The 12,245-nt window shown below is 63.1% G+C and carries 12 protein-coding genes; 3 read left to right on the top strand and 9 right to left on the bottom strand.

Features of this window, described 5'->3' with window-relative positions:
* Positions 1–30 precede the first annotated feature (30 nt).
* On the bottom strand, positions 31–2,274 hold the full coding sequence (locus ACEWQZ_RS13360) for a transketolase C-terminal domain-containing protein (RefSeq protein ID WP_476483602.1): 2,244 nt from the start codon (positions 2,272–2,274) through the stop codon (positions 31–33).
* Positions 2,275–2,505: 231 nt separating this feature from the next.
* Positions 2,506–3,669, bottom strand: coding sequence for an acyl-CoA dehydrogenase family protein (locus ACEWQZ_RS13355; RefSeq protein ID WP_476483601.1), 1,164 nt, complete (start codon positions 3,667–3,669; stop codon positions 2,506–2,508).
* Between the two features lie 212 nt (positions 3,670–3,881).
* Between ACEWQZ_RS13355 and ACEWQZ_RS13350 the strand changes: the two genes are divergently transcribed.
* The 3 genes from ACEWQZ_RS13350 (at position 3,882) to ACEWQZ_RS13340 (ending at position 5,122) form a co-directional block, all read left to right on the top strand.
* The gene (locus ACEWQZ_RS13350) at positions 3,882–4,274 is read left to right on the top strand and encodes a hypothetical protein (RefSeq protein WP_476483600.1); all 393 of its coding nucleotides are present in this window, start codon (positions 3,882–3,884) and stop codon (positions 4,272–4,274) included.
* 165 nt (positions 4,275–4,439) lie between these two features.
* Positions 4,440–4,784 carry a c-type cytochrome gene (locus ACEWQZ_RS13345; RefSeq protein WP_476483599.1) on the top strand — a complete coding sequence of 115 codons (345 nt, stop codon included), beginning with the start codon at positions 4,440–4,442 and terminating at the stop codon, positions 4,782–4,784.
* Positions 4,781–5,122 carry a c-type cytochrome gene (locus ACEWQZ_RS13340; RefSeq protein ID WP_476483598.1) on the top strand — a complete coding sequence of 114 codons (342 nt, stop codon included), beginning with the start codon at positions 4,781–4,783 and terminating at the stop codon, positions 5,120–5,122. Before ACEWQZ_RS13345 ends, ACEWQZ_RS13340 begins: the two co-directional genes overlap by 4 nt.
* Before the next feature lie 177 nt (positions 5,123–5,299).
* Here ACEWQZ_RS13340 and ACEWQZ_RS13335 read toward each other — a convergent pair whose 3' ends face one another.
* The 7 genes from ACEWQZ_RS13335 to ACEWQZ_RS13305 all read right to left on the bottom strand — a co-directional run bounded on the left by ACEWQZ_RS13335 (position 5,300) and on the right by ACEWQZ_RS13305 (position 12,245).
* Positions 5,300–6,073 (bottom strand): class I SAM-dependent methyltransferase, encoded by a 774-nt coding sequence (locus ACEWQZ_RS13335; protein WP_476483597.1) that lies wholly within the window; start codon positions 6,071–6,073, stop codon positions 5,300–5,302.
* A 99-nt stretch (positions 6,074–6,172) separates the two neighbouring features.
* Complete coding sequence (locus tag ACEWQZ_RS13330) at positions 6,173–6,748, bottom strand: NifU family protein (protein ID WP_476483596.1); 576 nt, start codon at positions 6,746–6,748, stop codon at positions 6,173–6,175.
* A gap of 45 nt (positions 6,749–6,793) precedes the next feature.
* Positions 6,794–7,828: an alpha/beta hydrolase gene (locus ACEWQZ_RS13325; RefSeq protein WP_476483595.1), complete on the bottom strand. Its 1,035-nt coding sequence runs from the start codon at positions 7,826–7,828 to the stop codon at positions 6,794–6,796.
* A gap of 68 nt (positions 7,829–7,896) precedes the next feature.
* A complete protein-coding gene (locus ACEWQZ_RS13320; RefSeq protein ID WP_476483594.1) occupies positions 7,897–9,783 on the bottom strand; it encodes a polysaccharide biosynthesis protein in 1,887 nt (628 codons plus the stop codon).
* Complete coding sequence (locus ACEWQZ_RS13315; RefSeq protein ID WP_476483593.1) at positions 9,780–10,811, bottom strand: MraY family glycosyltransferase; 1,032 nt, start codon at positions 10,809–10,811, stop codon at positions 9,780–9,782. The genes ACEWQZ_RS13320 and ACEWQZ_RS13315 overlap by 4 nt, the downstream gene beginning before the upstream one ends.
* Complete coding sequence (lapB, locus tag ACEWQZ_RS13310; RefSeq protein ID WP_476483592.1) at positions 10,808–11,977, bottom strand: lipopolysaccharide assembly protein LapB; 1,170 nt, start codon at positions 11,975–11,977, stop codon at positions 10,808–10,810. Before lapB ends, ACEWQZ_RS13315 begins: the two co-directional genes overlap by 4 nt.
* A complete protein-coding gene (locus ACEWQZ_RS13305) occupies positions 11,970–12,245 on the bottom strand; it encodes a LapA family protein (protein WP_476483591.1) in 276 nt (91 codons plus the stop codon). Before ACEWQZ_RS13305 ends, lapB begins: the two co-directional genes overlap by 8 nt.

The following is a 12,245-nucleotide window of genomic DNA, read 5'->3' as shown; positions in this document are numbered from 1 at the left end:
CCCAATCAGCCACAACGCCGAGCGGGCAGCTCATTGGCATTCGCCGGCAACCTCCACACAAAGCTGCAGCAACTCTTCTTCCGCTGCCAGAATCAGATTGGCCGCATCACCCAGCGGAATATAGCAATCGGCGCCGGTGAGCCTGCGCACCGGGCGATCGGCGACGCCGGCTTCGACCAGAGCGGTGACCACGGCCTCGCCAACACCGCCATCAGGTCGACCTTCATCGAAAACGACCACGCCGGCGCACTCGGACGCGTGTCGAGCAATGGCCTCCACGTCCAGCGGCTTGAGCCAGCGCAGGTCGAGCACGCGAACACGAACGCCCTTCTGCTCTGACATGGCACGCGCACAACGCAGCGCCATGGGCACACCGTTGCCGAAAGTCACCACCAGCAGATCACTTGCAGACTCGTCATAGACGCGAGACGCGAACATCGGCATGGACTCGCCCGGAGCGGGATAGTCGAAGCTCCACTCGCCGTCGTCCCGGGCGTACAGGTCCTTGGTCATGTACAGGGCAATCGGCTCGAGGAAGGCCGAAACCCGGCCGTCGACCCGGGCCAGCGCCATCATGCTGCGCAGCATCGTCACGGCATCATCACCGCGAGACGGACAACCGATGACCAGGCCGGGAATATCGCGCAGGGCGGCGATTGAATTGTCGTTGTGGAAATGTCCGCCGAAACCCTTCTGGTAACCCAGGCTGGCGATCCGCATGACCATCGGGTTGCGGTAGCGGTTGTTGGAGAAGTACTGCAGCGAACACGCTTCACCGCGGATCTGGTCGCAGGCATTGTGAAAATAGGCCAGGTACTGGATTTCGGGTATCGGCAGGTAACCCATGGCGCCGTAGCCCTGTGCCAGCCCCAGAATGGTGGTCTCATCGAGCAGGGTGTTGAATACGCGACGCGGGCCGAAGCGCCAGGCAAGCCCCTTGGTCACCGTGTAGACGCCACCCTTGCGGCCAACGTCTTCGCCAAAGGCCAGCGCCTGCGGATACTTGACCAGCAGGTCGGTCAACGCCCGATTGATTTGCACGGCCATGTGCTTGCCCGGTTGATTTTCCGGCAGCAGACGCTCGTTGCCGAATACGCGTATGCGCTCCTCGCGCGCGGGCATGCGCGCCGCCTCTTTCGCCACGGCGTCGGGGGTGAACGGCGCCAGCGGCGCCATCGCCTCGGCGCGTGTAGTGATCCGCCCTGCCCCGTCGGCGCGGTCGGCCTCGGCCAGGCAGCGCTCAGCCAGGGTCTTGTAGCGTTCGCGAATCTGGGCCGGCGTCATCAGGCCGCGACCGACAACGGCCTCGGCGCTGGTCCGCAGCGGGTCAAGGGCTTCGGCCGCCTCGAGCTCGGCACCGGAGCGGTATTCAATTTCGAAGTCGGTGCCGGCATGCCCCATCAAACGCGTGGTCTTGAGGTGGAGAAACACCGGCCGCCGGCGCGTGCGGCATTCATCAACGGCCCGCTGAACCGCATCATAGCCCGCGACCAGATCCAGTCCATTGGCATAGTGGTAACTGATGCCGTGGCGAGTACGCATGCTGTCGGCCACCCAGTTGCTGGGGGTGGGCACGGAAATGCCGATATCGTTGTCTTCGCAGACCATCAGCACCGGCACCGGCAGGCTCTGATGACGCGACCAGGCGCAGGTGTTGATCGCGCTCTGGGCAGCGGCGTGATTGAGGCTGGCGTCGCCGAAGCTGCACACCACGATGGAGTCGTCGGGCACCGGCAATGGATGCCGGCCACCGCCGCCGTGCGAAATGGCCAGCGCCGTGCCAACCGCCTTGGGCAGGTGACTGGCGATGGTCGACGTCTGCGGCAACACCCACAGGTCGGGATGACCCCAGACCTTGTGGCGACCGCCGGAGGCAACATCCGCCCGCGCGGCGGCGAAGCTCAGACAGGTATCGTGAATGAAGTTCAGGCCGTCGCGCTTGCGATAGCGCTCGGCCATGAAACCGCCGGAACGATAGTGCAGGAAGGCCGGATCGGTCGCGCGAGTCAGTCGTCCCACCATCGCATTGCCCTCGTGCCCCGAAGAACCGATGGTGTAAAAGACCTTGTTTTCCAGGCGCTTGATGCGTGCCATCAGATCGAGCTGACGCGACACCATCTGGCTGTCAAAAAGCTCGAGCAGGTCGGGGTTGGGCAAGCCGGGCCGGTCGAATACCGCTACCCGACCGTCCTCGATTGCGGTCAGGTGGTCAAGAAAGTTCTCATCGACGACTTCGGCGCGGTTGATTTGACGGGATTGAGAAGGTTTGGTCATGAGTCTGATCGGTAAAGATGTCGCGATCGCCTGGGTGCGATCGAATGCTGCGAATTCAAAACAAACCTGAATGTTCGAAAAACCAATGCGTCAGACAGGCCGGCGCCAGGAGTTACGGCCAGGCCAGGAACCGCTCGTCCGACGGAGTTTCGGTCACTGCGGTTCTGGCCGTTAGGTCTGGTTTCGAATCTGGTGCTTCGGGCCTGGAATTTCGCGCTCGCCAGAACACGTTCAAAAGGCATTGTGCCCGGTCAATTGTCGGCCGATCACCAGCTGGTGCACGGTCTCGGTGCCTTCGTAGGTAATCACCGACTCCAGGTTGAGCGCATGACGAATGGCCGAGTATTCCAGCGTGATCCCCGATCCGCCGAGCAGGTCGCGACATTCGCGGGCAATATCGAGCGCCATGCGCACGTTGTTCCACTTCGCCAGCGAAACCTGGCTTGGGTGTAGCCGATCTTCGTCTTTCAAACGCCCCAGCCGCCAGGACATGAGCTGGGCGCCGGTAATGCGCCGCGCCATGTCGGCCAGCTTGATCTGCGCGCTCTGCGTAGCCGCAACGGGGCGCCCGAACAGCTCACGCTCCGCGCAGTAGTCCAGCGTTTCTTCGAGGCAGGCGATGGCCGCGCCGATCGGCCCCCAGGTGATGCCGTAGCGCGCCTGATTCAGGCACGACAGCGGCCCTCTGAGCCCCTTGACTCCGGGCAGGCGGTTGGCATCGGGCACGCGCACGTTGTCGAAATACAGCTCGGAGGTGATCGAGGCGCGGAGCGACATCTTGGCGTGAATATCGCGCGCTTCGTAGCCAGCAAACTCCTTCTCTACAATGAAGCCCTGCACACCGTCGTCGGTCTGCGCCCAGACAATGGCGATATCGGCAATACTGCCGCTGGTTATCCACATCTTGGCGCCGTTGAGAATCCATTCGTCGCCGTCCTTCCGCGCCCGCGTTTTCATGTTGGAGGGGTCGGAGCCGCCGTGGGGCTCGGTCAAGCCGAAACAGCCGAGCACCCGGCCAGCGGCCATTTCCGGCAGCCAGCGCTGCTTCTGCTCTTCGGAGCCGAAGGCATGAATGGGGTACATGCACAGCGAGGACTGCACCGAGGCAAAGCTGCGCAGACCTGAATCACCGCGCTCGAGCTCCTGACAGATCAGGCCATAGCTGGTCGCGTTCAGGCCGGCACAGCCGTAGCCTTCGAGGCTGGCGCCGAGCAGCCCCAACTCGGCCATCTCGGGAATCAGCTCCTCGGGAAAGCGGGCTTCGTCGAAGCACTTCGGAATCAGCGGCAGGGCCTTTTCGTCGACAAAGCGGGCCACCGATTCGCGGATCATCCGCTCTTCGTCGGTCAGCAGATCGTCGACATCGTACAAATCGAATGTATCGAGTGAGCGCATGGGCGGTAGACAATGGGTTTGGACCAGCCTGTGCATTGTACTGGATCGGGCACTCAAGAAGGCGCTGGCAACCGAGAAAGGCTCGATTTGACCACCTTTCGTCACCATGTTAAACAATGAAGACACCGGCTCGGAGCCCGTGTGGCCCGCTGGCCTGAACTGGCCACGCGACCTGCGCCGCTCCAGCCGCGGTACACACTGGAGATGAACGCATGAGATACGCAACCGCCCTCCTCGCCGGCGTGATGCTCGCGGCACTCGGCTCACTGGCCATCGCTGCCAACGGCGAACCGGCCAAGGCACGCGTCATCAGCGGCCCGCCCAAGCTCGCGCAATACGTTTACGAGGTCGAACTCACGGCAGTCAACGGCGAATACATCGGCCCCCGGAAAATGCTCACGCTCGAACCGGGCAACTACACGCTGACCGCGCGGGTGCCGGCACGCTTCACCAAGGCGGCCATCGGCCAGCGCCTGCGGCGCGGGGATGAGAACGTGGACTTCGACATCACGCTCGAGCCGGGCCACGACTACAGCGTGCAGGTCCAGTGGCACCGGAACAACTCGGAAACGCCTTACGAGCTGATCGTCCGGGAAACCCACTGAAATGATGCCACGGCTTTCGGGGAAGGCGCCGCTGCCACCTCGCGTCGCCAACAAGCCATCGCAGCCCTTCCAATGCGCTGCGCTGTGTCAAGAAGCCGAGGTGTTTCCTACGCGCCGATCGGCTGGGTATAATGGCGGCTTGATCATTTTCCACTGGCGAACTCTATGCTGAATCGAATTCTTGTCGTTGCATTCCTCGCGATGATCAGCCAAGGCGCGATGGCACAGGATCAGGGCGAGAACGAAGGCGACGTCGAACGCGGCCGTGTTATTGCCTACACCTGTTTTGGCTGCCACGGTAAACCCGAGCAGAGAAACGTCTACCCGACTTATCCGGTACCCAGAATTGGTGGCCAGACCTCCGGCTACATCGTCTCTGCCCTCAAAGCCTACCGCGCTGGCGATCGCCAGCACCCCACGATGCGGGCACAGGCCAGCACCCTGAGCGATCAGGACATGCGCGACATCGCCGCCTACTTCGTCAGCGCCCACGGAGGAGACGACTCATGAAACCGCTCGCCCTGACCTTCGCCGCCGCCCTTCTCGTGCTGGCCGGTAACGACGCCCTGGCCGCCGGCAACGCCAGCCGTGGCCTCGAGAAATCCCAGACCTGCCAGGCCTGCCACGGCAAGGACGGCAATCTGGCGGTGACGCCGGACACGCCCAAGCTGGGCGGACAACACGCCGGCTACCTCGTTTACGCGCTCAAGCAGTATCGCTCGGGCGAGCGCAAGGACGCGCAGATGAACAGTTTTGCCAGCAGCCTCAGCGACCAGGATATTGCGGACCTGGCCGCCTGGTACGCCAGTCAGAAAGGACTGAAAACGCCGCGACTCGGCCGCCGCTAGCCTGTCCCGAGCAGGCTTTGTCGGCTCGGGATCGCAGCACGGCAAGACAAGGCGGCCGCGCCGACAGCGCCAGCGCTACAGAGGCGCCACCCCAACGCGGCAGGTCGCCGTTACCGGCTGCCCTCAAGTTCCGTGCTGCAGGCGAGCGCCCGGCCCGCCGTCGCCAGTACGCCAGCTTTATACATAGCCCACAGCCATTACGCGTTTGCCATGCAGATGCTGCTCGTAAGCATCGGCAGGCGGCTCGACCAGACCGACATTTCTGAACCCGACTTTGCGCATCACCCAGAGCAGGGTCTCCGCGCTTGGCGCCAGACAGATCCCCTCTCCTTCCAGCGCTGCCTCGCTGCCATGGCCTTCATCGGTTTCGTCCACCACCGTGAACACACCCCTGATCGGCCGAACGAACCGATGGCTTCCCCAGTCAATGGGCCCCGATAGATGCGGCCCCACCTGAGTTTCCACAAAACACACATGCTTGCAGTAGCGATAAGCCATCTTGATCGCCGAGACCGGGTCTGAGAGGTGATAGATCAACCCGAGACAGAGGACAATGTCTGCCGGCTCGATGTCGGAGTCGACTACTTCAGACAAGCTTGAGCGAACGAACCGGATATCGTCCAGCCCCAAAGCCCGGCAAATCAGGCGCGCATCATTGACATGGCTCTCCCGGGGCTCGAAACCAGTTACCGTCGAGCAACCCATTTGCTTCAGCTGAACCGCGAACCAGCCCTGATGAGAAGCCATATCCAGGGCCGACATGGCTTTCTCCTGCAAAGGCTCCGACAGGACCGAACGCAGCATTTTCAGCCGCGTTTGGTGAATCGGCTCGACATTCGCAGGAGCGTAAGGCTGCGTTTCCGAGCCGTCGGGAAGCAAAAACCGATAGAACCAGTCCCTGCGATGCACTTCAAGAATCAATTCATTCGAATCGTCGGAACCCATCTTCATTGGCAACCTGTGTTGTCAGGAAAACCACCTCGTCTCTCAGCGAGACAAACGTGTGCCCCTCCCTTCAAGGTGACAGAAAGCGTGGCGGGAGATACTGGATCAGTAGTAGGGGTTTTCTCCAGTAGCATGGTCGGTGGCGTCCACCACCTCGCGCAGCTCGGCTATTTCCTGGCGCAGCGTTTTTTCGATTCCCTGCTTGAGGGTTACATCGACCATCCCGCAGCCGTGGCAGCCACCGCCGAACTCCAGCACCACATCGTTGTCGCGGGTGACCTCAACCAGTTCGACGTGGCCACCATGCGAAGCCACCATGGGATTGATTCGGCTTTCGAGCACCCAGGCGACGCGCTCCTCCACGGGGGCGTCGTCGGGCGGGGCATTGCCCTTGAGGCCCGGCGCGCGAATGGACAGCTCACCGCCCATGCGGCTGGTCTCGAAATCGATCATCGCACCACTCAGGATGTCTGCAGAGACCTTTTCAACAAACAGCCTGAAGGCCTGGCAGTCGACCGACGCATCACTTTCGGCCTCATCGCCGGGGCCGCAATAGGTCAGCTCCACATCGGCCGAAGGCGTGCCCGGGTTGGTCACACGCAGGCGCAGGTTGGTGCCATCGGGTTGCTGCTCGAGCAAATCGGAAAAATAGTCGCGAGCGGCGGGAGTGACAGTCAGCATGATTCAGATCACCTCGTCTGTATGTCTTTCAAATGTGCCGTCGAATCAGTCCGCTTTCAAGCGCGCGGCCAGCCAGGGCAGCGAGTGATCGTAGCGCCAATCGATACCCGAGTGGGTGCCGTCGAACTCCTCGAAATGATGCGCAATGCCCTGCGCTTCCAGCTGCTGATGCATTTGCCGGGTGCCGTATTGAATGAAGTACTGATCACGGCTGCCGACATCGATCCACAGGCCCGCCAGCTCGGCCAGGCGCCCCGCCTCGGCAGCTACACGTCGAGCAGGGTCGAATGCCAGCCAACGCGCCCATGTGGACTCATCGAGCTGGCAGGTGTGGAGATCGAAGGGCAGACGCAGGCCCAGCTGGCAGGCCTCATCGGGCGAATAGCTGGCCGCCATGCACAGCGTCATCAAGGTATGAAACTGAGCGCCGCCGGGCCGCTTGTCGCCCCAGAAGGTGCGTACGAAATGTTCGAGGTCGCCGTCATGACGCGCCAGCACGCCGGCGGCAAGCGGAAAGTCGCCGCGATAGACACGGTCGAATCCGGCATCACCGGCATGGCTGGCCGCCGCCGCCCAGTGCCCGGGATGCGACAGGCTCAGATGCAGCGCACCGAAACCGCCCGACGACTTGCCGAATACGGCCCGGGCTGCGGCCTCGGGGATGGTGCGAAAGGCGGCATCGACGGCCGGAATCAGCTCGTCGATCAGATAATCGGCGTAGGCGCCCATCGCCGGGGTGTTCACGTACTGATTGCCACCCAGGCTGGTGTAACAGTCGGGAAACACGACAATGACCGGCGGCATGGCACCCGACTCGATCAACCGATCGAGCCGTGCCGGCAGGTTCTCGCCGTGGTTGCGCCAGCTCACCTGCCCTGGCCCGGCGTTGGTGTAAGCTGCCAGGCACCACAGAACCGGGTAGTGGCGATCAACGTCATCGTCATAACCCGCCGGCAGATAGACCGGGTGACTTCGGTGCGCAGGATCGCCCAGCGCGTTACCTTTCAGGATTTGTGAACCGTGCTCGAAGCCGACTACCCGTCCGCGGCGAGCGGCGGGATCGGGACGAAGTTTCGACATCAATATCTCCGCAAATCTGGTCTGAACAAGGACAACGTGGATCAGATCAAACCGCCCCGGGGCAACGCTCAACCGGCCAGAGGGATGACCTTGCGCTCACGCCGGGGCACCTTGCCGAGCTCGGGCACCAGTTCGAGCAGGATGGATCGCAGCGCGTCATTGTCGTAGCGCATCACGGCCGCCTCTGCGCGCCGCAACTTGTCATCAATGCCGTCGAGCGCCTGGCATGGACCCTGAGAAAGAAAGATCTTTTCATGTGCCGTCGTGGCGTAGGACTCGTTCTCGTGGAAAAGCTCTTCGAAGAGCTTTTCTCCGGGCCGCAGGCCAGTATAGACAATCTCGACGTCGCGCCCGGGCTCCTTGCCGGCCAGGCGTATGAGCTGCTCGGCCAGAAAGCCGATGCGCACCGGTTCGCCCATATCGAGCACGAACACCTCGCCACCGCGCCCCAGCACGCCGGCCTGCAGAATGAGCTGCCCGGCCTCGGCAATGGTCATGAAATAGCGGGTGATCTCCGGGTGCGTCACGGTAATCGGACCGCCCCGGCGAATCTGCTCATTGAACAACGGCACCACCGAACCGGTGGAGTTGAGGACGTTGCCGAAGCGAACGGTGATCAGCTTGGTGTCTGCCGACTGATTGAGCTGCTGAATATAGAGCTCGGCAATGCGCTTGGTCGCTCCCATGACATTGCAGGGATTGACCGCCTTGTCCGTCGAAATCAGAACGAAAGTGCCCACGCCGTAGCGCACGGCAGCGTCCGCCACCCGCCGGGTACCGACGACGTTGTTGCGAAAGGCCTCGCGTACCTGATTCTGCAGCATTGGAAGATGCTTGTAGGCGGCAGCGTGGAACACCACTTCCGGGCGCGAGCGCTGCATCAGGGTCTCGACCGTGGCCGGGTCGCAGACGTCGCCAAGCACGGTCTCGACCATCAGATCGGGAAACTCGGATTTGAGCCGATAGTCAATGCGGTAGAGATTGAACTCGCTGTTGTCGACCACCAGCAGGCCAGCCGGATCAAGGCGCGCAATCTGGCGACAGAGCTCGGCGCCAATGGAGCCCCCGCCGCCGGTCACCATCACGCGCTTGCCGGTCAGGCCGGAGCGAATGGATTCCCAGTCGAGCGAAACCGGTTCCCGCCCCAGCAAATCGTCGATCGCCACCGGCTTGAGATCGTCAAAACGCGTCAGGGACGCGCCCAGCTCCTTGAGGGTAGGCACCGTTCGGAACTCGACTCCGGCACGCTCACAGACCTCCACCACTCGCTGCATTTGCGCATTGGTTGCAGATGGAATGGCAATGGCCGCCATGTCGAGATCGGCTTCCCTGGCAATGCGCGGCAGGCTGGCAATGTCGCCGAGCACCGGCACCCCGTCGATTTCGGTGTGCTGCAGCCCGCGCGCGTCGTCAAGAAAGCCGACCACATCGAAGTTACCGCGGCGACGCAGCTCCGGCAGCAGCAAGCGGCCGGAACGCCCGGCGCCCAGAATGACGGTACGGCGGGTCTGGCGGCGGCGATATACCTCCAGGCGCATGTCCTTGAACACGCGATAGGTCAGCCGCGGCACGCCGAGATTCAACAGCAGCAGCAGCGGGAACAGCCAGACCATCAACACCATGAGCTCGAGCGGCGCTTCGAGCAGCAGCAGGACGGTGGCACCGGACACGGCGGCCAACATGGTCGCGCGCATCAGATTGCCCAGATCCGGCAGGCTGGCAAACCGCCACACCCCGCGATAGAGGCCGGTTCGCCAGTGCAGAAACCCCTGCAGCACGACAATCAGATTGACTTCGAGAACAAAGCGCTGCCATTCCAGCAACGGCGCGCCCAGCAGCCATTGCGAAGCGACGCGCGCCAGCAGCCAGGCGGCAGCCACCATGATCAGATCATGGGCCACGACCAGCGAGCGCAAATTCAGGAACGCCCCTCGCTTTTCCGGCTGTTCGGTCACAATTCTGCCTTGTCGTTGTTCGCTGTCGCGGCCGGCTGAACGACTCGCCACCCCACAACAAGAGCCACGGCGAGGCCAAGTGCCAGAACGCTGTCCAGCTTTGGCCAGTGCAAGGCCGCTGCGATCACCGGCAGCACAATCAGCACATTGATCAGCTGATACAACCCCATCACTTTGGCGTGGCTCAAGCCCAAGTCAAGCAGTCGCTGATAGGCGTGTTGCCGATGCGGAGTATACCACCGCTGCCCGCGCAAGGCTCTCGCCAGAAGGGTCGCGGTGGTATCGACCACGAAAACCGAAGACACCATGAAGCTCAGCCAGATGCTGATGGCGCCGGTAACCGCACCGGCGATGGCCGCGGCGGCGACAAAGGCGCCCAGAGCCAGTGAGCCGACGTCGCCCATGAAAATGCCCGCCGGCGGTCTGTTCCAGAACAGAAACCCGCCCCAGGCGCCCGCCGCTGCCATGGCGAGCATTGCCAGCTCAGGGTGGCCGGCCCGCTCGAACAATACGGCCACTGCCAGCCCGACCCAGACGCCCTGGGCCGCGGCCATGCCGTCCGAGCCGTCCATGAAGTTATACAGATTGATCAGCCAGATGACGGCAATGACGGCCAGCAGATTCCACAGCCACACCGATTCGATCATGATGCCGAAGATGGCGGCCTGCCCGATGCCACCGGCCAGTCCGACCAGCGCCACCGCCCCTGTCAACTGCAAGCAGAAGCGCCACGGCGCAGCCAGTTGATGACGATCCTCGATCCAGCCGACCGCGGCCATGAAAACGATTGCCGCCATGGGCTGCCACCAGGCTGCTAGCGCCCCCGGCCATGTCACCCAGGCAATGACCAGCGCGGCAACAATTGCCAAGCCACCGCCACGCGGCGTCGGCCGGGCATGACTGCGCCGCCGCCCGGGCTGGTCCACCTGGCCCCGCCGCAACAGCCACAGCCGCAGCGGCGCCGTCAGCGCGGCAGAGGCAATTGCCGCCAGGACCGCCAGCAGCCAGAACGCCGCGTCGGGCATCATTCTCCCAGCACGCCGGTAATGGCACGGGTGGTATGCCAGCGACGACAGCTCGGGCACAACCAGTGCCAGGCACTGCCGCTGAAGCCGCAGTGCTCGCAGCGATAGCGCGGCTGACCGTCGAGCAAACGCTTGAGAATATCCTGGATCAGTTCGGGGCCGACCTCGTCCAGGCTGGCGCCCTGACGGTAAACCAGCTCGATCAGATAGTCGAGACCGCGCACGGTGGGCCGCCGCGACAGGTGAGCAAGCAGGAAGCTGACTGCAGCCCCGGGATCGTGCGTTGCCTTCTGTCGGGCCAGCGCCAGAATGGCCGTGGTCATCGGGCTGCGCTCGATCAGCGACTCCAGCCAGGACTCGAACTCGGACATGCGCTCCGCGCGCCGGTGTGCATCGAGCATGGCCTCAAAGGCGAAGCTCAGGCAGTCCGGATCGAGCTCGCAGGCGCGGCGATAAAGCGCCGCCGCATCCTCCCAGGCCTGATCCCCGGCGGCCAGTTCGGCCTGAATCAGATGGGCTCGGGGGTTGGCCGGATCATAGCGTCGCGCCTGCCGCAGAGATCGCCGCGCCGCCTCGATATCGCCGGCGTCAAGCGCCTGCCGCGCCAGCTGACAGTGGAAACTGGCGATCAGCCCGGCAGAATTCTCGCCGTCGACGCGACTGAGGCGACGCGCCTGAGTGATGGCTTTCTCCCAATCCCTTTCCTGCTGGTAGATATCGAGCAACTGTCGCACCGGGCGGATATGCGAGTCATCGTGGTCCAGCAGATCGGCGAACAGATATTCCGCCCGGTCGAGCAGGCCGGCCTGCATGTAGTCCTCGCCCAGCTCCATCAGCGCCTGGGCGCGCTGCTCATCGTCCAGGCCGGGGCGAGTGATGATGTGCTTGTGGAAACGAATGGCCTTGTCGATCTCCCCACGCCGGCGGAACAGGCTGCCCAGCGCCAGGTGCGTTTCCACCGTGTCCGGGTTGACCTCGACCAGCTTCAGAAAGACTTCGATCGCCTTGTCGGGCTGCTCGTTGAGCAGATAGTTGAGCCCGCGAAAGTAGTTGCTGGAGAAGGTTTTCGTTCGCCGGCGATCATGGCGCGCATTCTGTCGCCGGGCCAGGTACCAGCCGCTGGCAGCTGCCAGCGGGAGCAGGAGAAACAGAACCAGCAGTTCAGCCATTGGCGTGGCTGGTCAGATCATTCCCCTTGTCGTTCGACCGTGAGCGGCTGGAGCGCCGGATGCGACCGGGCAAAAAAAACAGCAGCCATGCCAGCACCAGCCCTGCAATCAGGCCGGAACTGAAGGCCAGAAGGACCAGCCCCCCAAGGGGCAGGTCGAGCTTGAAAGCCAGAAAGTCCAGACTGACGGGATCGACATTGAGCGCGCCGATCACCAGCCCGGCAGCCGCGGCAGCGATGAGCAGGAAAATCAGAAGCCAGCGAAACAT

It is taken from the genome of Wenzhouxiangella sp. YN1 (assembly GCF_056324145.1).
Note: the sequence above shows the minus strand (reverse complement) of the source record. Positions and strands in the feature narration are given on the sequence as shown.